This is a genomic window from Halomonas sp. Ps84H-12, assembly GCF_024124725.1.
Taxonomy (GTDB): domain Bacteria; phylum Pseudomonadota; class Gammaproteobacteria; order Pseudomonadales; family Halomonadaceae; genus Vreelandella; species Vreelandella aquamarina.
On record NZ_JAMXSJ010000017.1, the window covers coordinates 43,242 to 68,595 of the forward strand.

Below are 25,354 nucleotides of genomic sequence, written 5' to 3' on the forward strand. Positions count from 1 at the left end.
ACCCTCGAAGAATTAACGTGCGTCGATAGCGGCTTGGGCGGCATTTACCACCTCTTCACCAATGCGCGGAGTCCATTTTTCGTGCACCGACTGAGTGGCATCCACAAACGCCTGGTACTGCTCATCGGTCAGCTCGGTTACCGTGACACCACGCTCTTGAATCGCGGCTAAACGCTCGCTCTCCTGCTCACGGGTCATGGCAATTTCCCACGCGCCCGCTTCTTCGGCTGTTTCACGCAGCATGGCCTGCTGCTCTTCACTCAGCGACTGCCATACCTGCTGATTAACGGCAAAAATAAGTGGGTCGTTCATGTAGTTCCAGAGCGTTAGATGCTCTTGGCCCACCTGGTCAATACGCGCCACATCAAATACGGAAAGCGGGTTCTCCTGGCCATCGACCGCACCCGTGGTGAGGGCCGGTTGGGCGTCGGTCCAGCTCATCTGCGTAGGGTCAGCGCCTAAAGCGGAGAACGTATCCTGGAACAGCGGCGAGCCCACTACGCGGATTTTCAGGCCATCCAGATCCTCCGGCTGGCTGATAGGGGCACGGGAGTTGGATACCTGACGGAAGCCATTTTCCCCCCAGGCCAGCGGAATAACGCCACGGGACTCAATCGCCTCGAACACCATAGTGCCCGCATCCCCGCCGGTCACGGCATCGACAGCGGTTTCATCAGGAATAAAGAACGGTAAAGAGAACAGGTTCAATTCCGGCACTTGGGGCGACCAGTTGATGGTTGAACCCACGGCGGCATCAATCAGCCCAGAGCGCATGGCGGAAAACTCGCGGGTTTGGTCACCCGACACCAGCTGAGAGTTGGGGTAGACCCGCAGAGTGAGTTCACCACCGCTGCGCTCTTCTACCAGCTCCGCCCACTTTTCAGCAGCCTGCCCCCAAGGAAAGGCTTCTGAAAGCACGGTAGAGACCGAGAGTTCGCGCGCTTGCGCGGAAAAAGCAGCCGAGAGCAGTGCAGCGCCAGCCAAGCCAGCGGTAAAACGAGCCATAGAGCGTGTCAGCATCATTATTGTCGATCCTTTTTATCCGTTCTTTTTTTATCAATACTTTTTTCGGTTCTTATGAGATGCCCGGCCCAGTGAAAGGCAACAGGCACACGCCCATTGTAGGCAGTTAGCAAGCGAAAGGAAGCCATCTAAGGTCGGTCTTGGCAACTCAGTGAGTTATCCTCAGGTGTCTACTTCGCAAAACGCCCCGCGCATCAGCGTCAGGGCGTTTCATAGGCTTGCGCTAAAAGGCTACTCGCCAGAGCATGAAATAGCGCATTACTCAGGGCGGCAAAATCCGGCCAGCGCAGGCACCGAGACACAGTCACCTACCTGTATGCCACGTTCCGCAAAGTAACCCGCGTTAACTTCCAGCGCCGCATGGTAGGCAGCCCCGGCAGGATAAGAGGGGCACTCCTGGGGGGCATCAGATTCGCAGGGCGGCATCGTGTTAATAGCAACGATGCGCCCTTCGCCGTCGATATACGCGATATCCAGCGGAATTAGCGTACGGTACATCCAAAAAGCGTTACCGGCAGGCTGCTCGCTCTCAAACCGAAACAGCATACCGCGCGCTTCTGGCAGATTTTTGCGGCCCATCAGGCCCCGCTGACGCTGGGAAGCGGTTTCGGCGACTTCGACATCCAGGCGATGCGGGCCACCTTCGCTATGGATCGCCAGCGGCAGCGTGTTGGCTGGCGCGGGTTCAGCCGCCCAAGCCGCTAACAGCGGCAGGGGTAAACAGGCGGCAAGCGAAACACCGGCAGCGGTTTTCAGCAGTTGGCGGCGTGTCAGGGTCATAACAGGTTCCTTTTGTTGTGTGATGCCGTTTGGGTACGCTGCGCGGGCATAAGATGAATCCCCTCAGCCAGCAGCGAGACGTGTACCCTTTCTCCCAAGCTAAGCTGATTACGTTTAGCCGCGTGGGTGGCGATGTCGAAACGTAGCATATCTCCGTGGGAAACACGCAGCGAGATTGATGTCATGCCGCCCAACACCACCATTTCGCTGACCGTCGCCGCCACCGGGTTTTCGCGTTCGCCTTGGGAAGGCCGTCCCCGACGATGCAGTACAATATCCGACGGCGGCAGGTACCAGGCCAATGACTCTCCTACTTCACACTGGGCGATACCTTCGCTGACTTCTAGCAGCCATTCCCCCCACTGCAAGCGTCGCCCAGCGTCCGTCTCGACCACTTCCCCGCTAAAGACGTTGTGGCGATCCAGCAACCTAGCGACAAGCGGCGAAGCGGGCTGTCGAAACAGCGCTTCAGGCGTGCCCTGCTGCAGGCTGACGCCGTTATGCAACACGCAGATTTGATCGGCGAGCGCGGTGGCTTCTTCCAAGTCGTGGGTGACGAGAATAATGGGAATGGAGATCTGTTGGCGCAGCATCGCCAGCTCACGCTGTAAGCGGCGTCGAGTCACTTGATCCACCGCAGAGAACGGCTCATCCAGCAGCAGCGCTTGGGGCTCTCTGGCCAAGGCGCGAGCCAAGGCCACTCGCTGGCGCTGGCCGCCGGAAAGCTCGCTAGGGTAGCGCGCCTCTAAGCCTTCCAAGCGCACTTTAGTGAGCCACTGAACAGCCTGTTCAAGCCGCTTGGCGCGGGGTAGATGCCCCATGGCAAGCTGAACATTCTGCAGCGCCGTTAGATGAGGGAACAGCGCATAATCCTGAAACACCATACCAATCTGGCGCGCTTGCGGCGGCAGTGAGTGGCGCTGGCCGCTTTGGGCCAGAAACCACTCTCTGCCCGCGCAGCTCACTCTGCCCTGCTGAGGCTGGTAAAGCCCGGCAATGGTGCGCAGCAAGGTAGTTTTACCACTTCCCGATGGCCCGACCAGCGCCAACAACTCGCCAGGGGCGCAGCGAAACGAGGCATTGAGTGGAATCGGGCCAGCCTGTTGGGCCGTCACTATCAGATCATCCACGTGACCACCTGCGCTTGCCAGCGAGCCCATAGACAAGGCCTAAGGTTGCCAGAGAAATGGCCAGCAAGAGGGCGGACATGCTCGCCGCGCCCTGCTCGTCAAAGGCCTGTACGCGGTCATAAATGGCAATAGAGAGCGTGCGGGTCTCGCCATCAATCGCACCGCCGACCAGCAAAATCACGCCAAACTCGCCCAGTGTGTGCGCAAAGGTTAGCGCTGCCGCCGACAAAATACCCGGCCACACCAGCGGCAACTCAATACGCCACAGGGTTTGCCATGGGCTTAGCCCACTGCACCATGCCGCCTCACGCAGGTTCGCAGGCACATGCTCAAAGGCACGCTGAATCGGCTGAATAGCAAAGGGGAGATTGGCAATCAGAGAAGCCAACAAAATACCGCTAAAGGTAAAGTTGAGCCCGCCCCCAGTCAGCGCGGCCCAGGCACCGCCTAACGGTGCATCGCGGCCAAACTGCTGGAGCAGATAAAACCCTAGCACCGTGGGCGGCAGCACCAGTGGCAGCGCAATCAGCGCCTCACACAGCCCCTTGCCACGGAACTGTGCGGTCGCCAGCACGCGTCCCCACCAAATGCCTAGGGGTAGTAAGAAGAGACAGGTAAACGCCGCGAGCCGCAGCGAAACAGAGAACGCCGACCAGTCCATTAATCGGTACTAAATCCGTGGGTTTCAAAAATCGCTTTCGCGTCCTCCTGTTGCAGCCACTCGTAAAACGCGTGAGCCACTTCTCCAGCCTGCGGCGTTAACACCATGCGCTGGCGCAGCGGCGTATACCACGTTTCAGGCATCAACACCGCCTCGCTGCGCTCCGCCAGCGCGGGCGCGACTGCTAGCGAGTAAGCCACTAAGCCACCTCGCGCCTCGTCGGAAAGGGCAAACTGCATCGCCTGGGAGACATTCTCCCCTTGAACCCGCAGCGGTTCGCTGGCTTCCCACAGGCCCGCCTTTTGCAACACGTCTCGGGCGGCCATGCCGTAAGGGGCGTGTTCTGGGCTGGCAATGGCGATACGCAGCCGCTGCCCCTCTTCCCAGGCGGTAATGGCCTCCTGCACGCCGGCAAGCGGCGCTTGCTCACTGGGTACGGAGTAACGGCCAGCCGGCTGTACCCAGGCTAGCCGTCCTCGGGCGTAAATCACGCCCGCGTTATCCACGTACCCCTCGTCGTAAAGCGCCTGAACGAACCCTTCATCTGCTGACAAAAACAGCTCGAAGGGCGCGCCTTGGGCGATTTGACGGCGAAAGTTGCCAGAAGAGCCAAAATTGAGACGCAGCGCCTGGCCGGTTTGCTGAGTGAACTGCTGGGCAGCCTCTTCCAAGGCGAACTGCAGGCTAGATGCCGCCGCCACAATGGGCGCGCCCGCCATCACAGGCGCGCTTAACAGCCAACCGCATAGCAACAGCAGTAAGCGCATATGCTAGGCCTTTGCGCTGTCGGCGTGTTGCTCGGTAATAGCCATCACTTTCATGGTATTGGTACCACCATGGGCGTTCATGTGATCGCCACGGGTCAAGATGACGTGGTCTCCCGGCTTGGCGACGCCCTGCTTCACCAGCAGCGTGAGCGCTTGATCATTCAGCTCGGTGGCGGTCATTTGCGACGTGTCGAATGGAAGCGATACCACGCCCCGGTACAGGGCCATGCGACGCTGGGCAATCGGGTTGTGAGCCAACCCCACGATAGGCAAGCCCGAGCGGATTCGCGAGGCGATCAACGGCGTGTAGCCCGAGGCGGTCATGCAAGCAATCGCCACCACGCCGTTCATGTGATTAGCAGCGTACATCGCCGATAGCGCAATGGTTTCGTCTGGGCGGGTAAAGCCTTCGTGGATACGATGGCCCGACTCTTGGGCGACCCGCTCACGCTCGGCACCCAGGCACACACGCGCCATCGCTTCTACGGTTTCCAGCGGGTAGTCGCCCGCAGCGGTTTCCGCAGAGAGCATGACCGCATCGCTGCCATCCAGCACCGCGTTCGCCACGTCGAAAACTTCAGCGCGGGTGGGTAGCGGCGCGGAGATCATGCTCTCCATCATTTGGGTGGCGGTAATCACCGCGCGGTTAAGCGAACGGGCGCGCTTGATCATCCGCTTTTGTACGCCGACCAGCTTGGCATCGCCAATTTCCACGCCGAGGTCGCCACGGGCCACCATCACCGCTTCGGAGGCTTCGATAATGCCATCCAGCGTGGCGTCATCGGCCACGGCCTCGGCACGCTCCACTTTGGCAACGAGGCCAATTTCCTTGCCCTCTTCGCCCAACAGGCGGCGGGCTTCCAGCATATCTTCCGCAGTACGAGGGAAGGAGATCGCCAAGTAATCGACACCAATCTCAACGGCGGTTTTCAGGTCGGTTTTATCTTTTTCCGTTAGCGCGGGAGCCGATAGCCCGCCGCCCTGCTTGTTAATGCCTTTATGATTAGAGAGCTTGCCACCCACCACCACCTCGGTGTGAACCTGCTTGCCCTCTACGCGGGTAACATCCAGCACCACGCGACCATCATCCAGCAGCAGGCGGTCGCCCGCGGTTACATCATCCGCCAGGGTTTTGTAATCGCAGCCGACGCCGTGGATATCACCAGCGTCGCTATCCATGGCCATATCCAGTACAAACGGCTGGCCCTCTTCTAAATAAACCGCCCCCTCTTTAAAGCGAGCAACGCGAATTTTGGGGCCTTGCAAATCGCCCAGCGCGGCCACACTGCGGCCTAGCTGAGCGGCGATTTCACGCACACGGGCAAGGCGGCGGCGATGGTCGTCCGCCGTGCCGTGGGAAAAGTTCAAGCGGACCACATCCACCCCCGCCTTCAACATGGCTTCCAGTACGCCTTCACGGTCACTGGCGGGGCCGAGGGTCGCGACAATTTTGGTACGACGAAGGGGGATATGGGTGTTTGCGCTCATAAATGTCCTAACCGTTCATAGAGTAGAGTGTCAGCTTATCAGCATAACCCAACCAAGATGACACTCGCATGCACTTGCGGTGGGCTATTCCGCTAAAGTGACGGTAACATCCAGGGGATATTCTTCACAGTTATTGCCATCCCCACCGCGATCCACCACTAGAAACTCCCCTTCGCGCTCCAACACCGACTGAATCGCGTGCCAAGTACCGGCGCGGTAGTTCACCCCTTGGCGGCCGTCGGTGACAAACGCCTGCACCTCGTTTGGCGCAATGGTGTCGCCAGGCGGTGCCACCACCACGATAAAGCGCTCCTGATGCAGCGGCATAAACGCCTGACTGCCCTGGGGGTGGCGCTCTAAAAACGTGAGATTGAGCGGCAGCGTCACTGGCTGGCTGACAAAAATATTGATCAGCGTTCGAGCGTTGTCGCCGAGGGTTTCTACCCTGGCGAGGTCGTGATGGCGCTGGGTGCGCCCGGCGTTAATCGGGAACGATGCGGAGGTGCGGGCATCGATGACGTCTCCAAAGGGCGCAAACGCCTCCGCCGTCAGCGGTTTTGCCGTCAGATTTAACATAGCATCATCCTAACGAGTATTAGTTATGGTGGGCTTCCCAACTCAGATTTTGAGCGCCGCATGGCGGTTAACGTCTTTGTACAACAGGTAGCGGAACGGGCCAGGGCCACCGGCGTAGCACGCCTGAGGGCAGAAGGCGCGTAGCCACATAAAGTCGCCCGCTTCCACTTCGACCCATTGCTGGTTCAAGTGATACACCGCTTTGCCTTCAAGTACGTAGAGGCCATGCTCCATCACGTGGGTTTCATCAAACGGAATCACGCCGCCCGGCTGAAAGGTAACGATATTGACGTGCATATCGTGGCGCACGTCGTTAGGGTCGACAAAACGCGTCGTGGCCCAGCGGCCTTCGGTGCCCGGCATTTCGATCGGTGCAATCTCCTGCTCATTGGTCACGAAGGCTTTGGGCACTTCCAGACCTTCTACATACTCGTAGGCTTTGCGCACCCAGTGGAAACGCACCGGCTCGCGGGTTTCATTGCGCACCTGCCAGTGGCTGCCAGGTGGAATAAACGCGTAGCCACCCGGCCCCATCGTATGGCGCTCACCCGCTAAAGTGAGCGTTAACTCACCCTCCACAATAAACAACACGCCTTCCGCCTGGGGGTCTAGCTCAGGCTTATCGCTACCGCCCTCGGGCTGCACTTCCACGATGTACTGGGAGAAGGTTTCCGCAAATCCCGACAGCGGCCGCGCCAGCACCCACAACCGAGTGCCCTCCCAAAACGGCAGGTTGCTGGTCACGATGTCGCGCATCACGCCTTTGGGAATCAGTGCATAGGCTTCGGTAAAGACCGCACGGTCAGCGGTGAGTTGGGTTTGCGGCGGGTGACCACCGGAGGGGGCGTAGTAAGTCGTTTTATTCATTATGATGCTGCCTTTTAACGAGTCGGTGCCGGATGATGCTCCGCCCAGTGGCGGGCGATATCCACCCGGCGTGCTACCCACACTCGGTCGTGGGCTTCAATATGGTCTAAGAAGCGCTGCAGTGCGCGGAAGCGCCCCGGGCGGCCCAACAAACGGCAGTGCATACCAATTGAGAGCATCTTCGGCGCTTCTTCCCCTTCGGCGTACAGTACATCAAAGGCGTCGCGCAGGTAGGTAAAGAAGTGGTCCGCCGTATTGAAACCTTGCGGAGCAGCAAAGCGCATGTCGTTGGTATCTAAGGTGTAAGGCACGATCAGGTGGTTATGCTCAGCCCCCTGGCTATCGCTCACCTTGGTCCAGAACGGTAGGTCGTCGCCGTAGTAATCGCTGTCGTAAAGAAAACCACCTTCGTCCAAAATTAAACGGCGCGTATTGGGGCTATCGCGCCCGGTGTACCAGCCTTCAGGCTTTTCACCATACAAACGCTGGAAGATCTCCATGGCTTTTTGCAGATGTTCGCGCTCGACATGCTCAGGAGTTTCTTGGTAGTGAATCCAACGGTAGCCGTGGCACGCCACTTCATGGCCAAGCTCTTTAAACGCCTGGGCCACGTCCGGGTGGCGCTCTAGCGCCATCGCTACCCCAAATACGGTGAGCGGCAACCCACGACGCTCGAACTCGCGCAGAATACGCCACACGCCAGCGCGGGAGCCGTACTCGTAGATGGATTCCATGCTCAGGTGGCGGTCTGGGTAGCTGGCCGCACCAATAATCTCGGACAAAAACTGCTCTGAACCTGAATCCCCATGCAGCACGCAGTTCTCACCGCCCTCTTCATAGTTCAGTACAAATTGAACGGCAATCTTGGCCTTGCCCGGCCAGTTAGCGTGGGGCGGCGTGCGGCCATAGCCGATTAAATCGCGGGGGTAATGAGAGGTCATGAACAGGCTCCTTAACAGAGGCAGAGCGTTTTAGTTTGTATACAAAATAGCCATTTTGAACGGCCATCGCAATTCAACTCAGGGCTAATTAATTGAGATGACGACGATTTTAGGCGTAATAGCGCGCTAACCCATTGAAACCTGAACACTTGGTCAACTCCACGAACGCCAACCCATCGCATGAAAGGGCTTGCGCATCGCAGAAAAGCGCTCTATTTTGTATACAATACAGAAAATATTACAGTTGAGCAGATGCGTCGTCGCTAAACACCAAAAATCTGCTGCAGATCCGGTACATTCTCTTCCTCTTCAACCATGGAGAGCGAGGCTTCGATGGCTTTGAGGTGGCGGCTCATAAAGGCTTTGGCGCGTTCGCCGTTGCCGGTTTCCAGGTAGCCAATCAGGTCGTCGTGGTCGTGGGATTCACAGCCTAGATGGCCGCGCTGGCCGTAAACGGCGAGGATCAGCGATGAGCGCGAGCAGAGGCGTTCAACGAATTCCGCCAGGGTGGCGTTGCCGGAAAGCTGCGCGAGACGCACGTGAAAATCCGCCGAAAGACGAATCGCCACGCTCTGCTGACCGCTGCGTAGGGCTTGACGTTCTTGGCGGGCCATCTCGCGAAGCTCCGCTGCCGCCGCGGCGTTCATTCGCCTGGCCACATCGGGCATGAGGCCACACTCGATCAGCTGGCGGGCATCGAACACGTCTTTCGCTTCATCGGCGGTGGGGCGCGTCACGCTAGCCCCACGACGCGGGGTGAGCGTAACCAGCTGTTCCAGCGCCAGCCGCTGGAGGATTTTACGAATCCCCGTGCGGCTAATGCCGAATACCTCAGCCAGCGCGTCTTCACGCAGCCGAGCACCAGGCTTGAGCCGCTGCTCGACAATGGCGTCACTCACCGCACGATAAATCGCCTCATGACGCTCGTCGCCCTCTTTGTCAGAAGGCCGCCGTTTTAACGCCGCCTGCGCATCACTCATAGATTCTCCTGTCTGCGACTTTGATCACTCCTCCCAAGCCGCAATGATATCGCGCTCTTCATCACTCATGTTGGTGATATTACCAAGCGGCATATAGCGGCTGCCAACGACCTGCTGGATTTGCGCTTTGTGGCCGAGAATATCTTCCCAGGTATCAAAGGCATAGCCTGCAGGCGGCGCGGAGAAACCGGCATGTTCAGGGTTGCGGGCATGGCACTGGGTGCAGTGCTGTTCAATGAGCCCTGATATCTGCGCTTGCGTGGGCGCTCCGCCAGCGCCTTCTACGGCGGCACGTGGACTGGGCGCGGCCACCCAGAACGCGAGCAAAATCAGCCCAACGCCTACCGCAGGGTAGGCAGGCTGAATGTTACCGGCATGCATCAGTACAAAGAACTGACGAATCAGCGCTCCGGCAAAGATAAACAGCACCATTACCACCCAAGAGAGCTCGTGGGCGTAGATAAATGAGTAGTGATTACTCACCATCAGCAGCACCACGGGGAGCGTGAAGTAGGTGTTGTGCACCGAACGCTGCTTGCCGCGCTTGCCGTCTAGTGGGTTGGGAGCCTCGCCCGCCTTCATGGCTTTCACCATGCGGCGCTGGCCGGGAATGATCCAGAAAAAGACGTTGGCCGACATAGCCGTGGCCATTACCGCGCCGGTGAGCAGAAATGCCGCCCGCCCGGTAAACATCTGGGTGCTTAAGTAGGCCACCACCACCATCATCACCGCTACGGCAATACTCAGCAGTCCATCGCGCTCCATGTTGGGGCTGATGCGCTTACATAGCTCGTTATAAACCACCCAGCCGCCTAGCAGGAACCCAAGCGCCAGCAGATTGGCCTGCCAACCGGTAAGGTTAGCCGCCCAGGCCCAGTTGCTGTCCGGGTTCACTAAGTAGAAACCGGGGTTCACCATGTAGAGAATGACGAACAGCGCAAAACCCGATAGCCACGTCGTATAGGCTTTCCAGAACGACCAGTGCAGGTCGTTGGGCAGCTTGGCCGGGGCCGTGGCATATTTCTGGTTATGATAGAAACCGCCACCATGTACAGCCCACATCTCGCCAAAAACACCCTTTTCACGATCTTCAGCGGCTTTGGGAGTGCGCAGGCCGTTATCCAGCATCACGAAGTAGATCGACTCGCCGATCCAGGCAATGGCCGCAATCACGTGCAGCCAGCGCAGCAGCAGGTTTACGAATTCAATGATGTACGCTTGCATGATCAGCCCTCTTAACTACCGCGATAGGTCGAGTAGCCATACGGCGAGAGCAGCAACGGTACATGATAGTGCTGGCTTGCATCGGCCACGCCGAAGCGCAGCGGAATAACGTCTAAAAAGCGCGGTTCAGCGGCTTCTACCCCTTGAGCGCGCAGATAGTCTCCAGCGTGGAACACAAGCTCATACTCGCCTGGCGTTAGCGCATCGCCTTTTAAAATGGGGGCATCGCAGCGGCCATCGCTATTAGTGACGGTGGTGCCTAAATGCTCGCGGCTGCCGTCCGCTAGCCGAAAAACCTCAATGGTAATGCCTTGGCCGGGCTGTCCTTTGGCGGTATCCAGCACGTGGGTAGTTAAGCGTCCCATCGTCACTCCTTACATTGGCGGGGTTGTTGGTGTTATGGATGGAGGGTATGTGTAGGGCTTGACCTATTGGTCAAAGAGTACCGTTGATGCTATTTATTGTATACAGCATTTCCCTTTTCGCACGCCTGGAGAGTTTTTGTGCCGACCGCTACCCCACTCACATTATCCCCTGCCCCCAGCCAATGCAGCCTGGAAGACTTCGTCGCCCACTATGGCGATGTGTATGAGCACTCGCCCTGGGTGGCAGAAGCCGCTTGGCACCAGGGCCTGCGTCCTAAACATGACAACCCTGACGCGCTAGCCGAACTGATGGGTTTAATGCTGCGTCAGGCAACGCCCGAGCAGCAGATTGCCGTTATTCGGGCCCACCCCGATCTAGCGGGTAAGGCCGCACTGGCGGGAGAATTGACGCACGACTCCACCAGCGAGCAGGCAGGCGCAGGGCTCGACCAGTGCTCGCCCGAGGAATTTTCCCGCTTTGAGCAGCTCAACGCGGCCTATAAAGAGAAATTTGGCTTTCCGTTCGTCATTGCGGTGAAAGGACTGAACCGCTACGACATCCTCGCGGCATTCGAAGAGCGTTTGGAGAACGGCTTGGCCCAAGAGCGTGAAACCGCGATTCAACAAATTATTCGTATTGCACGCTTCCGGCTCCGAGCACGCGCTAACGAGGCCTCGCTATAATCGCCACGCCTCCTACTAACCAAAAAAACATGCTAAGTAACAAGTACGCAAAAAAATGCCGCGTCCTGGAATAATTCCAGGCGCGGCATCTTTTCACTCAAGCGGGATAATTACTGCTTGGCAGTCTCTACCGCTTTCTTGGTCGTTTCTTCGGCCATTTTCTGGCTGTCTTGCATGAAGCTCTGGCTGATAGAAGTGACTTTTTCAGAGTCGCCTTTCATGCGCTCCATCAGATCGGCAGCAGTTTTTTGCTGGCTCTCCATCGCTTTTTTGAAGCTGTCCGCGTCTTTTACGTCTACGTCTAACCACGTGCGCGCTTGGGCAATGGTCATGTCGGAGTAGGCACGGGCTGCATCCATCTGCGCGCCGACCAGCTGCTCGTAGTAGTTCAGTGCCGCCAACGTGTAGGAACGCATGGGGGACACGAATACCGACTCGAACTGCTGACTGGTTTTCTCTGCGGCCTTGTTCATCACGCAATCTCCTTGAGTGAGCTAGCGATTCGACCCGCGCCGAGGCAGGCCGGTAGTGGGCGTTTGCCGTTGCTACCCACAAAGCTAGCAGCGATTTTTGTGCAGCGCAACATGATTTTCAACATGCTGCGCTTGCCACACTTTCGCCCACTCAAAGACCAGAAAAAGCCGTTGGATTAACGGTTGCCAAACAGATGTTTACGAGCTTCATCATCCATCGTGATGCCCGCTTGGGGATTGATATCTTCCACTAGCGCGTAGGCTTTACGCACCGCCGGGCGTTGCGATACCTCTTCGAACCAGCGTTCAAGATCGGGGAACTCTTCCAAGGTTTGACGCTGCTTCTCCCAGGGCACAATCCAGGGGTAGATCGCCATATCCGCAATGGAGTAGCGGTCGCCGCCAACATAATGCTGCTGAGAGAGCCGCTGATCCAGCACGCTGTACAGTCGGTTGGTCTCGCGCACGTAGCGCTCGATGGCGTACTCAATTTTTTGCGGTGCGTAGTGGCAAAAGTGATGGTTCTGGCCCGCCATAGGGCCAAGCCCACCCACCTGCCAGTGCAGCCACTGCAGTACTACATAGCGTTCTCGCCCTTCTGCTGGCAGAAATTGCCCTGTCTTATCGGCGAGATATTCAAGAATCGCACCTGATTCAAACAGCGCCATCGGCTGGCCGCCGTCTTGGGGGGAGTGGTCAACAATGGCGGGAATGCGGTTATTAGGAGCAATGGTTAGAAACTCAGGGTCAAACTGCTCGCCGCGGCCAATGTTAACGGGCTTAACACGGTAAGCCAGCTTTGCCTCTTCAAGCATGATGGAGATTTTATGGCCATTCGGGGTTGTCCAGTAATACAGGTCAATCATTGCCATCTCCTTTCACACTAACGGACTACGCCGTTAGTGTTGCCTGTGGGTGTAAGGCGGCCATGGCCGCCTTACCTGTTATAGATCACGAATCGTCATGGCTTGGCCAGCAGCTGCATCATGCACCTCTAGCATACGCGCAAACCACGCTGCTACAGGGTCACTTTCTTCCACGAGCGGCTCGGTAGAAACGGTATAGGCCCACATCATGCTGCCAAACAGCAAGTAATCCGCACCACTGGGCGTTTCACCATCCAAAAATAGGCTCTCTTTCAGTTGAGCGCTTACCGGTACCAGTGCCTGTTTAAGCTGCTGACGCCCCTGCTCCGGATTGCTGACGGCTTCTAAGGTAGCGCCAAAACGCGCCTCCCGGGTTTTACGGAAGTAAGCGCGGTCATCAGGGTGAATCGCCTCTAGGAGATCCAACACCACAATCTTGAACAGCGCAGGCGTAATGCTTCGCTCTACCAGCTGTTTAAAAAACATCACGCGCTGAAGGCTTACACCCTCGCCCAGCACCGGGGCTTCGGGGTAGGCGCGGTCCAGATAGCGCATGATCTCGAAGCTATCGGTCACTACCGTGTCGCCATCGGTCAACACGGGTACTTTGTCGTAGTTGGCAAACGCCAGCGCCTCTTTTTCTTGGAAACGCCAGGCTACTGTTGTGTAGTCCAACCCTTTATGGGCAAGCGCCATACGTACCCGCCAGCAATAAGGCGAAAAGCGTAGGCGCTCATCACGGCCGCACAGGTCATAAAGTGTTATTGCCATATTGTTAGTTCTCCTTTTTACAGGGGTCAATCCGCCACCTACAGTGAGTCTAAGTGGTTAGCGACACAAGCGACGTTAGTAACCCACCGCGCGAAGGCCTGCTGCACTGTCTATTAGTCTAATGACTGTTGCTGTATTAACACTCTGATACAATGTTTAAAACATCTTAAAAACAACACGTTAAATTAAAACGACCGCTTAAATTATGCTCAAAACGGCCCACGTCAACTGGTAAGACCAATTTTCCAATGTAGTCATTCTGCCCGCCTAACCGTATCTTTCACGCTGACCCAACTATCATTGAAATGACACGTTGGCTTTCGCGGAGCATACCAAATCAATAACAAGGGGCCGTTCCTCCCATGAATGAAACTATACTCGCTCTACTGGCATTTCTGCCGCTATTGCTGGCTGGGATTTTGCTCATAGGCTTTAAACTTCCTGCCAAAATAGCGATGCCGATTGTCTTCCTTACGGCAGCCATTATTGGTCTAACCGCATGGGATATGTCGTTTAGCCGCGTAGCGGCATCCACTGTACAGGGCCTCATCCAAACTGCTGGCCTGCTGTGGATTATCTTCGGCGCTATCTTGCTGCTCAACACGCTAAAGCACTCGGGCGGTATTACTGCCATTCGTAACGGCTTTTCGGGCATTAGCCCAGACCGTCGCGTACAGGCGCTGATTGTTGCTTGGCTGTTTGGCTGCTTCATCGAAGGCGCGTCCGGTTTCGGTACGCCCGCTGCCGTGGCAGCGCCACTAATGGTAGCGCTGGGCTTCCCGGCTCTGGCGGCGGTGGTCGTGGGTATGATGATCCAATCCACGCCAGTGTCGTTTGGCGCCGTGGGTACGCCTGTTGTGGTGGGTGTGGGTAGCGGCTTAAACCGTGCCGACATTACCGCGCAGCTAGAAGCGAACGGCTCTACTTGGGACGTGTTTTTCCAGCAGGTGACCAGTTCGGTGGCGATCACCCACGGTATCGTGGGTATTTTGATGCCGCTAATCCTCGTACTGGTAATGGTGCGCTTCTTCGGTGCCAACCGCTCTTGGAAAGAGGGGCTCTCGATTGCACCATTCGCCATCTTCACGGGTATCTCTTTCGTGGTGCCTTACATGCTGGTGGGCGTGCTGCTTGGGCCGGAATTCCCTTCCATGATTGGCGCGATGGTGGGCTTAGCGATTGTGGTGCCTGCTGCACGTAAAGGCTTCCTGCTGCCCAAAGATACCTGGGACTTCCCAGAATCGACCGCTTGGCCGGATGAGTGGATCGGCAACCTGCAAATCAAGCTTGACGATGTGGCCGGTAAAGCACCGATGTCGACCTTTAAAGGTTGGGTGCCTTACGTACTGCTCGCTCTGTTCCTGGTAGCCTCACGCACCATCGAGCCGCTCAAAGCTGCGTTAACCTCCATCAACCTGAACTGGGCCAATATCTTCGGCGAAGCAGGCGTGAGCGGTGGCATCCAGCCTCTCTACCTGCCCGGCGGTATCATCCTAGCGGTCGTGCTGGTGACCTACTTCCTGCACCGCATGAACCCGCGCCAGCTAAGCGCTGCAGTATCCGAGTCGACCAAAACCATTTTTGGTGCGGGCTTCGTCCTGATCTTCACTGTGCCTATGGTACGTATCCTGATCAACTCCGGCGTCAACGGCGCGGATCTGGTCTCGATGCCCGTCATGATGGCGCAAGCGGTGGCTAACGGTGTGGGCGGCATCTACCCGTTCTTTGCCCCCGCGGTGGGGGCCATGGGCGCCTTTATTGCAGGCTCCAACACGGTGTCTAACCTAATGCTGGCGGAGTTCCAGTTTAGCGTGGCCGAAACGCTTGGGCTCTCCACGGCCATGATGGTCGCACTGCAAGCCGTTGGTGCTGCGGCAGGTAACATGATCGCAATTCACAACGTGGTGGCAGCATCAGCGACCGTTGGTCTCTTGGGACGCGAAGGTACTACCATTCGTAAAACGATCATCCCAACCATCTACTACCTGGTATTCGCTGGCGTTATCGCGATGATTGCGTTTTATGTTTTAGGGGTGACAGATCCGTTGATGTAAAAAAGTAGCTTCACCTCACGGTAGGAACGGCTGGGTAGCCCTAGGGCTACCCAGCACTATATTAAAAAGATGTATTTTACCTGACCGACCACTCCTAAAGCACTTTATGAAAAACAATTCCAAAACTACTCATACGTTATGGAAGTATTTTCCATAAAGTGATTAGATAGCCATCTATCCTCCTCATCCATAGGAGTTAACATGAATATCCTTTTCGACGAGCGCCTCGATGGCGAGCTTGTCCACCGTGATAAAGCTGACGTACTCAGCGACCTGCAAGGCGCTGTCCCCTCTTTGACGCTATTGCATCGTGAGGAGGATTTACGTCCTTTCGAGTGCGATGGCCTCGCCGCCTATCGCGTGCTGCCCATGTTGGTGGCCCTGCCGGAAACGTTGGAACAGGTCGAGGGCCTGTTAAAGCGCTGCCATGCACTGGGCGTACCCGTGGTGACCCGGGGCGCAGGCACCGGCCTTTCCGGCGGCGCACTGCCGCTTGAGCAGGGCGTGCTGCTGGTTATGTCGCGGTTCAACCAAATTATTACCGTTGACCCCGACGCGCGCATTGCCCGCGTTCAGCCTGGGGTGCGCAACCTTGCCATTTCCGAGGCGGCCGCCCCTTACGGGCTCTACTACGCCCCCGACCCCTCCTCACAAATTGCCTGCTCGATTGGCGGCAACGTGGCTGAAAATGCAGGCGGCGTGCACTGTCTGAAGTATGGTCTTACCGTGCATAACGTCATGCGCGTGGATGTCCTGACCATTGAAGGCGAGCACATGACGCTGGGCTCTGAAGCCCTGGATGCCCCCGGTTTCGACCTTCTGGCTTTGATGAACGGTTCAGAAGGCATGCTTGGGGTGGTCACGGAAATCACCGTGAAGCTGCTGCCCAAGCCACAAACCGCCAAGGTATTGATGGCCAGCTTCGATGATGTGGAAAAAGCGGGCCGCGCGGTGGGCGATATCATTGCCGCAGGCATTATCCCCGGTGGCCTGGAAATGATGGATAAGCTCGCCATCAAAGCGGCGGAAGATTTCATCAAGGCAGGCTACCCCGTGGAGGCCGAAGCCATTCTGCTCTGTGAGCTGGATGGTGTGGAAGCCGACGTGGACGACGACTGCGAGACCGTGCGCCGCGTACTGGAAAAGGCCGGAGCCACTAACATTCAACAGGCGCGGGACGAAGCCGAGCGCGCCAAGTTCTGGGCCGGACGCAAGAATGCCTTCCCTGCCGTAGGCCGCATGTCGCCGGACTACTACTGCATGGATGGCACGATTCCCCGCCGCGAGCTGCCGCGCGTGTTGAAAGGCATTGCCGCACTTTCAGAAGAGAGCGGCCTGCCCGTGGCCAACGTCTTCCACGCGGGTGACGGCAATATGCACCCGCTGATCCTATTCGATGCCAACAAAGAGGGTCAGCTTGCCCTGGCGGAAGACGTAGGCGGCAAGATCCTGGAGCTGTGCGTGGCCGCCGGTGGCTCGATTACTGGCGAGCATGGCGTTGGGCGCGAAAAAATCAACCAGATGTGCAGCCAGTTCCAGCCCGATGAGCTGACGGTCTTCCACGCGCTAAAAGCGGCGTTCGACCCCAAACGGCTGCTCAACCCAGGGAAAAATATTCCCACCCTGGCGCGCTGTGCCGAATTTGGCGCGATGCATGTGCATAACAACGAGTTACCGCATCCAGAACTGCCACGCTTCTGATGCTATAAGGATCGACCATGACCGAACTAGCGATACACGCTGCCGACCGAGATATCGCCAATGAGCTGTGCGAACAGGTTCGTAGCGCCTACCACGACCGCACCCCGCTACGCATTGTAGCGGGCAACACCCGGGCCTTTTATGGCCGCCCGGTGGAAGGCACGGAACTCAATGTCGCAGCGCATAGCGGCATCGTCTCTTACGACCCTATCGAACTCGTCGTCACGGTACGGGCAGGCACCCGCCTGAGCGCGCTGAACGCGGCACTGGCAGAAAAACATCAAATGCTGCCTTTCGAGCCACCGATCTTTGGCGACGCCAGCACCATTGGCGGCGCGGTGGCCACCGGCATGTCCGGCCCTCGCCGCCCTTGGGCAGGTGCCGCACGGGATTTCGTGCTGGGCACCCGGGTGATCACCCAGGAAGGCAAACTGCTGCGCTTTGGCGGCGAAGTCATGAAAAACGTGGCCGGCTATGACCTGTCCCGCATGATGGCAGGTGCCCAGGGCACGCTGGGCGTGCTGGCCGATATCTCGTTTAAGGTGCTGCCCATACCCACCGCCAGCCACAGCCTGCGCCTTGAAATGAGCTTGCAAGATGCCTTAGCGAAGCTCTCTGAGCTTGGCCGCCAGCCGCTGCCTATTACCGCTGCGGCATGGCACGCAGGTGAGCTGTTTATTCGGCTGGAAGGGGGTGAAAGCTCCGTCAAGGCCACGAAAGAGCGCCTAGGCGGTGAAGAACTGTCTGCGGATTTCTGGCAACAGCTGCGTGACCAGCAGCATGGCTTTTTCAGCCTCAATGAAGGGCAAGCACTGTGGCGCCTCTCGCTACCGCCCCATACCCCAGCGCTAGAGCTCGCCGTTGATGAAAGCGATATCTTCTATGATTGGGGCGGCAGCCAACGCTGGGTGAAAACCGCACTACCCGCAGACACGCTGCGCGATGCATGCCAGAAGGCCGGTGGCCACGCTACCTGCTACACCCCGCATGCCCAAGGGGGCGCGGAGTCACCGTTTACTCCGCTGAATGCTGTGGTCGAGAAGTACCACCGCAACCTGAAGGCCGAGCTGGATGCCCACGGCATTTTCAACCCTGGTCGTCTTTATGCGGCATTTTAATCAGGAGAGCTGACATGCAGACGCACTTTACCGATGCCGACCGCCAAAAACCGCATATTCAGGAAGCCGAGCGCATTCTACGTACCTGTGTGCACTGTGGCTTTTGTAACGCCACCTGCCCCACTTACCAGCTACTGGGCGATGAGCGAGACGGGCCTCGCGGGCGTATCTACTTGATGAAAGAGCTGCTGGAGAGCCGCGATGACGATGACCAAGTCACCGAAGAGACTCGCCTGCACCTAGACCGCTGCCTAACCTGCCGCAACTGCGAAACCACCTGCCCCTCCGGCGTGGAGTATCACAAGCTGCTGGATATTGGCCGTGCGGAAATCGACCGTCGTGTGCCGCGTTCAGCGGCAGAACGCGCTCAGCGCTATGCGCTGCGCAAAATGCTGGTCGACCCGAAACGCTTCAAAGCGCTGCTGGCCCTGGGGCAAACCTTCAAGCCTCTAGTGCCCGGCAAACTGCGTAGCAAAATGCCGCCCGCACCGGTCGATGCAGGCCAGCGACCCGACAGCCAGCGCCATGCCCGCAAGGTGCTGATCCTGGAAGGCTGCGTGCAGCCAGGCCTGTCGCCCAACACCAATGCAGCCACGGCGCGCCTGCTTGACCGTCTGGGCATTAGCGTCACACCGATTAGTGAAGCTGGCTGCTGTGGTGCTATCGACTTTCACCTCAATGCCCAAGAGGCGGGCCGCGAGCGGATGCGCGCCAATATTGATGCCTGGTGGCCGCAAATCGAGCAGGGCGCGGAAGCCATCGTGCAAACCGCCAGCGGCTGCGGCGCCTTCGTCAAAGAGTATGCCGACATGCTCAAGGACGACCCCGCCTACGCTGAAAAGGCCAAAAAAGTCAGCGCACTGGCAAAGGATATCGTCGAAATACTGCGCGACGAGCCGCTGGAAGCGCTGCAGCTTAAAGAGCACCAGCGTTTAGCGTTCCACTGCCCCTGCACGCTGCAGCACGCCCAGAAGCTCAACGGCGCAGTGGAAGGCGTGCTTAGCAAACTCGGCTTTGCACTCACGCCCGTGAAAGATGCCCACCTGTGCTGCGGCTCGGCAGGCACCTACTCGGTCACACAGCCAGAGCTCGCCACTCAGCTGCGCGATAACAAGCTGAATGCGCTAGAAGCAGGCAACCCTGAGGTGATTGTGACCGCCAACATCGGCTGTCAGACCCATCTCGCCAGCGCCAACCGCACGCCGGTACGCCACTGGGTAGAAGTCGTAGACGCTGCCCTGGTATAACCCTGTACACTCGCTGCGCTTTCACAACGTATTAACGGTTGGGCGCAGCGCTTTCATCCCTATGATAAGAAGGATCCTTTGATGCAAACCAAAGCTGTTTTAGGCCAAGCCGACGTTATCCAAGTCCTCGACGCCGCACAGAAAGAAGCTGACAACAACAGCTGGCCGGTCACCATCGCCGTCACCGACGATGGCGGCCACCTGCTGGCACTGCGCCGTTTAGACGGTGCTGCCCCGTTCAGCGCCGATGTCGCTACCCAAAAAGCGCGTAGCGCGGCCCTGGGTCGTAAAGAGACCCAAGTGTTTGAAGAGATGATTAACGGTGGCCGCACGGCGTTTGTCTCTGCGCCGCTACAGGGTCTGCTATCTGGCGGCGTGCCGATCATCGTGGATGGCCAAGTCGTCGGCGCTGTTGGCATTTCTGGCGTCAAGCCAGATCAAGACGTGCAAATTGCCAAAGCAGGCGTCAGCGCAATCGCCTAACGCTTCCATAGCAAGTAACAAAAGCAAGTAACAGCACCGTGCAGCTCATTGACTGCACGGTGCTGTTAGCGTGTTATGTACGCGCAATAAAAAAGCCCGAATCTATGATTCGGGCTTTTTTGGAATTTTTTCGGCTTTATCTTAATGACTGCCGACAGGTGCTTAATGGCGGACCGGACGAGACTCGAACTCGCGACCTCCGGCGTGACAGGCCGGCATTCTAACCGACTGAACTACCGGTCCACTGTAAGACACACTTACCATTTAAGGTATTTATTAAAGCGGTTCAGAGGCGCCAAAACATTCACTTAAATGGTGGGTGGTACTGGGTTCGAACCAGTGACCCCCAGCTTGTAAGGCTGGTGCTCTCCCAACTGAGCTAACCACCCGGGATATTGAAAGCTTATCGCTTATCAATATAACTACTTATATTAGTTATCGTGGCGGACCGGACGAGACTCGAACTCGCGACCTCCGGCGTGACAGGCCGGCATTCTAACCGACTGAACTACCGGTCCGAATAGCGATAACATAGTATGCAGATAAACATAATGATGGCGGACCGGACGAGACTCGAACTCGCGACCTCCGGCGTGACAGGCCGGCATTCTAACCAACTGAACTACCGGTCCGCATATACATCAGTTACTGCATCACGTTTCCAGGGCACCAAATAAATGGTGGGTGGTACTGGGTTCGAACCAGTGACCCCCAGCTTGTAAGGCTGGTGCTCTCCCAACTGAGCTAACCACCCGCTGGTCACGTGGCGCTGCATTCTACAGAAGCCTCTTGGAATGTCAACACGTTGTGTTTAAATTTTTGATTTAAACCAGCGTACTGCACGTTCTCGCGGCAACCGCTAACTGAGCGCGGACGAAGGATGCCGCAACTATGGCTGCTTCGTCAATCAAAACTTGCTGATTTACTCCAGAACTTCGTCGTGGCTTAAAATCATGGTCGCCATCGGTTAGCCAATGAACGTGTAGGGAGTCAGGTAAAGCGTAGTGGGCCACCTCATCACGAGAGCCAAACGGATCACGCTCACCTTGCAGAATCAGCATAGGCATAGAGATGTCAGGAAAATGATCGGTGCGAAGGGAGTCGGGCTTTTTGGGTGGGTGAAACGGATAGCCTGCCGCAATGACACCTGCGACACCTGCACAGCGATGCTGGCTGGCAAAGAGCGATGCCACACGCCCGCCCATGGATTTACCCCCAACCCACAAAGGCGAACCACTGCATGACGCCAGCAGGTCATACCAAGCAGCAAAGTGTTCCAGCGTTTTCTTGACGGGTGGCGGAGGCTGGCGCTTTGCTTCCTCGCTCATCTGCTGCATATAGGGGAAATCGATCGCCCACACTTGTAGCCTCTCACTGGCCAGCACCGCGGCAAATTGCCGCATAAACTCGGATAGGTGGCCTGCCCCGGCGCCATGGGCTAGCAGAATTCGCCCCAGCTCGGGGATGCCCGAGACGCTCACCGGGCCAACCCCTTCCACGAGAAACCGCTGAACAGCGGGGCTGGCGGGCCGTTCACGCAACGCCTCTGGGGTGATGGCCTCAAACCCAAGATCAGCGTAATAGGACACCCAGCCCTCCTAATAATTCAACGTTACATCCATTGGCGTGTTCAGCTTAGGGCGCGGCTGCGATAGAATCTAGGCCGGATCTTGACCTGCATCATCAAGCGGGTGGCCGCATCCGTGCAAAATGCCACGGGTTACCCCCTAACCGCGTTCGATGGGAACATGAAATGAGCACAGCATTGGAACACCCGACCTACAATTACAAGGTAGTTCGGCAGTTCGCGATTATGACCGTTGTGTGGGGCATTGTAGGTATGGCGCTTGGCGTTATCCTTGCCTCCCAACTGGTCTGGCCGCAGCTGAACCTCGGCCTACCTTGGACTAGCTTCGGGCGCCTGCGTCCGTTACATACTAACGCCGTTATCTTCGCCTTTGGTGGCTCAGCGCTTTTTGCGACGTCCTACTACGTCGTACAGCGGACCTGTCAGACACGGCTGTTCTCTGACAAGCTCGCAGCGTTTACCTTTTGGGGGTGGCAAGCGGTCATCCTGTCTGCAGTAGTAACGTTGCCGCTGGGCTACACCACTACTAAAGAGTACGCAGAGCTTGAGTGGCCGATCAATATACTGCTGGCAGTAGTATGGATCAGCTATGCGATCGTCTTCTTAATGACGATTAAGAAACGCACCACGTCGCACATTTATGTGGCGAACTGGTTCTTTGCTGCGTTTATTCTGACCGTTGCCGTTCTACACATTGTTAATAACGCCGCACTTCCCGTCACGCCTATGTACTCCACCTCGATTTACGCAGGTGCTGTCGACGCCATGGTGCAGTGGTGGTATGGCCATAATGCGGTCGGCTTCTTCTTGACCGCAGGTTTCTTGGGCATGATGTACTACTTCGTACCGAAGCAGGCAGAGCGTCCGATCTACTCCTACCGTCTGTCTATCGTCCACTTCTGGGCGTTGATCATGATCTACATGTGGGCAGGTCCTCACCACCTGCACTACACCGCGCTACCCAACTGGGCGCAGTCACTGGGTATGATTATGTCGATCATTCTGCTGGCACCTTCCTGGGGTGGCATGATCAACGGCATGATGACCCTGTCAGGCGCTTGGCATAAGCTGCGCACCGACCCAACGCTGCGCTTCCTGGTAGTAGCTCTGTCGTTCTACGGCATGTCGACCTTTGAAGGCCCGATGATGGCGATCAAGACCGTCAACGCGCTGTCGCACTACACCGACTGGACCATTGGGCACGTACACGCTGGCGCACTTGGCTGGGTAGCCATGATCACCATCGGCTCCATGTACCACCTGATCCCGCGGGTCTTCGGTCGCACCGAAATGTACTCCGTCAGCCTGATCGCCGTGCACTTCTGGCTGGCCACCATCGGTACCGTACTGTACATCGCCGCCATGTGGGTCAACGGCATCATGCAGGGCCTGATGTGGCGCGCCATCAACGCCGACGGCACGCTGATGTACACCTTCGTGGAGTCTGTTGAAGCCAGCGGCCCCGGCTACATTGTCCGCATGATTGGCGGCCTTTTCTGGGTAACCGGCATGCTGATTATGGCGTTCAACGTGTACATGACCGTCAAGCGTCGTGAAGCCATCAGCCTCACTGCGCCGCAAGCCGCTTAAACCGGGGAAGTTCAGACCAATGAAACATGAGATTGTCGAAAAGAACGTTGGCCTACTCGCCGTCTTGATCCTGGTTGCGATCAGCTTTGGCGGCCTGGCCGAAGTTGTGCCACTGTTCTTTCAAAAGGATACGACGGAGCCCGTGGAGGGGCTGCGCCCGCTAAGCGCGCTGGAGCTGGAAGGTCGAGACATCTACCGCCGCGAAGGCTGCGTGGGCTGCCACTCCCAGATGATTCGCCCGTTCCGCGCCGAAACCGAGCGCTACGGCCACTACAACGTTGCTGGTGAGCAAGTATACGAGCACAACTTCCTGTGGGGCTCCAAGCGTACTGGGCCAGACCTGGCGCGCGTAGGTGGTCGTTACAGTGATGATTGGCACCGTGCCCACATGTACAACCCGCGCGATGTCGTGCCCGAGTCCATCATGCCGGCTTACCCCTGGCTGTTCGAGCGCACCCTGGATGGCGAAGCGACACCGCGCAAGATGCGTGTGCTGCGTCAGCTGGGCGTTCCCTACACCGATGAAGATATCGCCAACGCCACCGCCGAAGTACGCGGCCAGCAGGAAATCACTGCGCTGGTGGCCTATCTACAACAGCTAGGAACCGTGCTCGAGGGCACTCGTTAAGTTATGGATACGGGAACTTTCCGCGGCCTTATCACGCTGATTTTGATCGTCGCTTTTATCGGTATCTTTTTCTGGGCCTACTCCAAGCGTCGCAAGCCAGACTTCGACGAAGCGGCTAACTTGCCCTTTGCCGACGATGATGAGAAGCCGACCCGTGACAAGCATGCTTCGACAGAACACGAAGCGGATTCCCGCCACGACAGGGGAGATAAGAATAGATGAATAATTTATGGGGTGACTCCCTATCCAGCTTCTGGAGCGCCTGGATTATTGTCGTCACGCTGGGCACGATCGCTCTGAGCGTTTGGATTTTGTTAGCCAACCGCCGGACCGACAAAACCCCAGATGCTGATGGCAATATCGAAACCACTGGCCACGCGGCTGACGGCATTGAAGAGTATGACAACCCGCTTCCGCAGTGGTGGTTTAAGCTCTTTATCCTGACCGTCGTATTTGCCCTTGGCTATCTGGTGCTCTACCCAGGCCTGGGCAACTACGCAGGCATACTGGGCTGGTCCCAGGAGAGCCAGTGGGAAGAGGAAGTGGCCGACGCGGAAGACCGCTTCACGCCGATCTTTGCCCAGTACCAGGAAGTGCCGATTCCAGACCTCGCGCAGGATGCCGAAGCCATGCAGGTGGCAGAGCGTATCTTCTTGAACAACTGCGCCGTATGTCATGGCTCGAATGCCCAGGGCGGCTACGGCTTCCCCAACCTGACCGACGACGACTGGCTCTACGGCGGTGAACCGGAAAACATTCTGACCACGCTGAACAATGGCCGTAACGGTCTGATGCCGTCCTGGCAGCAGCTCGGTGAGAACAATATCGAAAACCTGACTCAGTACGTACTGTCGCTCTCCGGTGAAGAGCATGATGCAGAGCGTGCCGCCAGCGGTGAAAGCACCTTCCTGGCAGCGTGTGCGGCGTGTCACACCCCCAGCGGAACAGGCAATATCGCACTTGGTGCGCCTAACCTGACCGACGACGTGTGGCTCTACCTAGCACCCGGCCAGGGCGTTGACGACTCCATTCGCCAAACGCTGCGTAACGGTCGTAATGGCCACATGCCTGCCCAGGCAGCCTACATTGGTGAAGAGCGTGTTCACCTCGTGGCCGCTTACGTGTACAGCCTACGTTTCAACGACTAACCCCGTTGATAGGCGTTTAACGCCAGCGTGTACGAAGGGGTGCGGTTACATACCGCACCCTTTCTACATCCAGCATCCGCTCAGCCACCCGGCTATCCGTTACACTATTGTTTAGCAATGTGTGTATAGCGATTCGACATACAGCGACGCGATCTCCTTCACCAATGAAGGTTGCGTGAGCCAGGCTATCGTCCACTCCTG

General features: G+C 57.4%; 26 protein-coding genes and 5 tRNA genes. 10 read left to right on the forward strand and 21 right to left on the reverse strand.

Going from position 1 to position 25,354, the window contains the following annotated elements; all coding sequences use genetic code 11:
* Positions 1–12: 12 nt before the first annotated feature.
* The 12 genes from NH344_RS09920 to uraH form a co-directional block, all read right to left on the reverse strand.
* Positions 13–1,023, reverse strand: coding sequence for a DctP family TRAP transporter solute-binding subunit (locus NH344_RS09920; RefSeq protein WP_253027859.1), 1,011 nt, complete (start codon positions 1,021–1,023; stop codon positions 13–15).
* Positions 1,024–1,281: 258 nt separating this feature from the next.
* Positions 1,282–1,803, reverse strand: a complete 522-nt coding sequence (locus NH344_RS09925; protein WP_253027860.1) for a DUF192 domain-containing protein — start codon at positions 1,801–1,803, stop codon at positions 1,282–1,284.
* Positions 1,800–2,933: an ABC transporter ATP-binding protein gene (locus tag NH344_RS09930; protein WP_232068275.1), complete on the reverse strand. Its 1,134-nt coding sequence runs from the start codon at positions 2,931–2,933 to the stop codon at positions 1,800–1,802. The genes NH344_RS09925 and NH344_RS09930 overlap by 4 nt, the downstream gene beginning before the upstream one ends.
* Positions 2,926–3,594, reverse strand: coding sequence for a molybdate ABC transporter permease subunit (modB, locus tag NH344_RS09935; RefSeq protein ID WP_054640951.1), 669 nt, complete (start codon positions 3,592–3,594; stop codon positions 2,926–2,928). The genes NH344_RS09930 and modB overlap by 8 nt, the downstream gene beginning before the upstream one ends.
* On the reverse strand, positions 3,594–4,361 hold the full coding sequence (gene modA / locus NH344_RS09940; protein WP_058577181.1) for a molybdate ABC transporter substrate-binding protein: 768 nt from the start codon (positions 4,359–4,361) through the stop codon (positions 3,594–3,596). The genes modB and modA overlap by 1 nt, the downstream gene beginning before the upstream one ends.
* Before the next feature lie 3 nt (positions 4,362–4,364).
* Positions 4,365–5,849 (reverse strand): pyruvate kinase, encoded by a 1,485-nt coding sequence (gene pyk, locus NH344_RS09945; protein ID WP_253027861.1) that lies wholly within the window; start codon positions 5,847–5,849, stop codon positions 4,365–4,367.
* An 84-nt stretch (positions 5,850–5,933) separates the two neighbouring features.
* Positions 5,934–6,425 (reverse strand): ureidoglycolate lyase, encoded by a 492-nt coding sequence (locus tag NH344_RS09950; RefSeq protein ID WP_054640953.1) that lies wholly within the window; start codon positions 6,423–6,425, stop codon positions 5,934–5,936.
* 42 nt (positions 6,426–6,467) lie between these two features.
* Entirely contained in the window at positions 6,468–7,292 is an 825-nt protein-coding gene (locus NH344_RS09955; protein ID WP_253027862.1) for a bifunctional allantoicase/(S)-ureidoglycine aminohydrolase, read from the reverse strand.
* 14 nt (positions 7,293–7,306) lie between these two features.
* Complete coding sequence (gene puuE / locus NH344_RS09960; RefSeq protein WP_044628690.1) at positions 7,307–8,233, reverse strand: allantoinase PuuE; 927 nt, start codon at positions 8,231–8,233, stop codon at positions 7,307–7,309.
* A 263-nt stretch (positions 8,234–8,496) separates the two neighbouring features.
* Positions 8,497–9,213 carry a GntR family transcriptional regulator gene (locus tag NH344_RS09965; protein WP_253027863.1) on the reverse strand — a complete coding sequence of 239 codons (717 nt, stop codon included), beginning with the start codon at positions 9,211–9,213 and terminating at the stop codon, positions 8,497–8,499.
* Between the two features lie 24 nt (positions 9,214–9,237).
* Complete coding sequence (locus NH344_RS09970; RefSeq protein WP_253027864.1) at positions 9,238–10,437, reverse strand: urate hydroxylase PuuD; 1,200 nt, start codon at positions 10,435–10,437, stop codon at positions 9,238–9,240.
* Between the two features lie 11 nt (positions 10,438–10,448).
* Entirely contained in the window at positions 10,449–10,802 is a 354-nt protein-coding gene (gene uraH, locus NH344_RS09975; protein WP_044628693.1) for a hydroxyisourate hydrolase, read from the reverse strand.
* 138 nt (positions 10,803–10,940) lie between these two features.
* Between uraH and uraD the strand changes: the two genes are divergently transcribed.
* Positions 10,941–11,486 carry a 2-oxo-4-hydroxy-4-carboxy-5-ureidoimidazoline decarboxylase gene (gene uraD, locus NH344_RS09980; protein WP_235253432.1) on the forward strand — a complete coding sequence of 182 codons (546 nt, stop codon included), beginning with the start codon at positions 10,941–10,943 and terminating at the stop codon, positions 11,484–11,486.
* A 110-nt stretch (positions 11,487–11,596) separates the two neighbouring features.
* Here the strand turns inward: uraD and NH344_RS09985 are convergent, their stop codons facing one another.
* From NH344_RS09985 to NH344_RS09995, 3 genes are all read right to left on the reverse strand, one after another.
* Positions 11,597–11,959: a phasin family protein gene (locus tag NH344_RS09985; protein ID WP_235253433.1), complete on the reverse strand. Its 363-nt coding sequence runs from the start codon at positions 11,957–11,959 to the stop codon at positions 11,597–11,599.
* 176 nt (positions 11,960–12,135) lie between these two features.
* Entirely contained in the window at positions 12,136–12,825 is a 690-nt protein-coding gene (locus tag NH344_RS09990) for a glutathione binding-like protein (protein WP_235253434.1), read from the reverse strand.
* Between the two features lie 78 nt (positions 12,826–12,903).
* Complete coding sequence (locus NH344_RS09995; RefSeq protein WP_044628697.1) at positions 12,904–13,596, reverse strand: glutathione S-transferase family protein; 693 nt, start codon at positions 13,594–13,596, stop codon at positions 12,904–12,906.
* 362 nt (positions 13,597–13,958) lie between these two features.
* On the opposite strand from NH344_RS09995, the gene NH344_RS10000 reads away from it, so the two are divergent.
* The 5 genes from NH344_RS10000 (at position 13,959) to NH344_RS10020 (ending at position 20,199) form a co-directional block, all read left to right on the forward strand.
* Entirely contained in the window at positions 13,959–15,650 is a 1,692-nt protein-coding gene (locus NH344_RS10000; protein WP_137093300.1) for an L-lactate permease, read from the forward strand.
* A gap of 201 nt (positions 15,651–15,851) precedes the next feature.
* Entirely contained in the window at positions 15,852–17,351 is a 1,500-nt protein-coding gene (gene glcD, locus NH344_RS10005) for a glycolate oxidase subunit GlcD (protein WP_058577160.1), read from the forward strand.
* 17 nt (positions 17,352–17,368) lie between these two features.
* Entirely contained in the window at positions 17,369–18,469 is a 1,101-nt protein-coding gene (gene glcE / locus NH344_RS10010) for a glycolate oxidase subunit GlcE (protein WP_058577159.1), read from the forward strand.
* A gap of 14 nt (positions 18,470–18,483) precedes the next feature.
* The gene (gene glcF / locus NH344_RS10015) at positions 18,484–19,716 is read left to right on the forward strand and encodes a glycolate oxidase subunit GlcF (protein WP_054640959.1); all 1,233 of its coding nucleotides are present in this window, start codon (positions 18,484–18,486) and stop codon (positions 19,714–19,716) included.
* Between the two features lie 81 nt (positions 19,717–19,797).
* Positions 19,798–20,199: a heme-binding protein gene (locus NH344_RS10020; RefSeq protein ID WP_044628702.1), complete on the forward strand. Its 402-nt coding sequence runs from the start codon at positions 19,798–19,800 to the stop codon at positions 20,197–20,199.
* A 166-nt stretch (positions 20,200–20,365) separates the two neighbouring features.
* Here NH344_RS10020 and NH344_RS10025 read toward each other — a convergent pair.
* The 6 genes from NH344_RS10025 to NH344_RS10050 all read right to left on the reverse strand — a co-directional run bounded on the left by NH344_RS10025 (position 20,366) and on the right by NH344_RS10050 (position 21,788).
* Positions 20,366–20,442: transfer RNA gene (locus NH344_RS10025), tRNA-Asp, on the reverse strand.
* Positions 20,443–20,512: 70 nt separating this feature from the next.
* A tRNA-Val gene (locus tag NH344_RS10030) sits at positions 20,513–20,588 on the reverse strand.
* A 52-nt stretch (positions 20,589–20,640) separates the two neighbouring features.
* Positions 20,641–20,717, reverse strand: a tRNA-Asp gene (locus NH344_RS10035).
* Between the two features lie 37 nt (positions 20,718–20,754).
* Positions 20,755–20,831 (reverse strand) — tRNA-Asp (locus NH344_RS10040).
* Between the two features lie 46 nt (positions 20,832–20,877).
* Positions 20,878–20,953 (reverse strand) — tRNA-Val (locus NH344_RS10045).
* Between the two features lie 70 nt (positions 20,954–21,023).
* On the reverse strand, positions 21,024–21,788 hold the full coding sequence (locus NH344_RS10050; protein WP_253027865.1) for an alpha/beta family hydrolase: 765 nt from the start codon (positions 21,786–21,788) through the stop codon (positions 21,024–21,026).
* A gap of 164 nt (positions 21,789–21,952) precedes the next feature.
* Between NH344_RS10050 and ccoN the strand changes: the two genes are divergently transcribed.
* The 4 genes from ccoN to ccoP are packed head-to-tail and all read left to right on the forward strand — an operon-like array spanning position 21,953 to position 25,153.
* Positions 21,953–23,377 (forward strand): cytochrome-c oxidase, cbb3-type subunit I, encoded by a 1,425-nt coding sequence (gene ccoN / locus NH344_RS10055; protein WP_213262159.1) that lies wholly within the window; start codon positions 21,953–21,955, stop codon positions 23,375–23,377.
* A 19-nt stretch (positions 23,378–23,396) separates the two neighbouring features.
* Positions 23,397–24,005, forward strand: a complete 609-nt coding sequence (gene ccoO, locus NH344_RS10060; protein WP_016916188.1) for a cytochrome-c oxidase, cbb3-type subunit II — start codon at positions 23,397–23,399, stop codon at positions 24,003–24,005.
* A gap of 3 nt (positions 24,006–24,008) precedes the next feature.
* Entirely contained in the window at positions 24,009–24,227 is a 219-nt protein-coding gene (locus NH344_RS10065) for a CcoQ/FixQ family Cbb3-type cytochrome c oxidase assembly chaperone (RefSeq protein WP_062360596.1), read from the forward strand.
* Complete coding sequence (gene ccoP / locus NH344_RS10070) at positions 24,224–25,153, forward strand: cytochrome-c oxidase, cbb3-type subunit III (RefSeq protein ID WP_062360594.1); 930 nt, start codon at positions 24,224–24,226, stop codon at positions 25,151–25,153. Before NH344_RS10065 ends, ccoP begins: the two co-directional genes overlap by 4 nt.
* Positions 25,154–25,354: the final 201 nt, after the last annotated feature.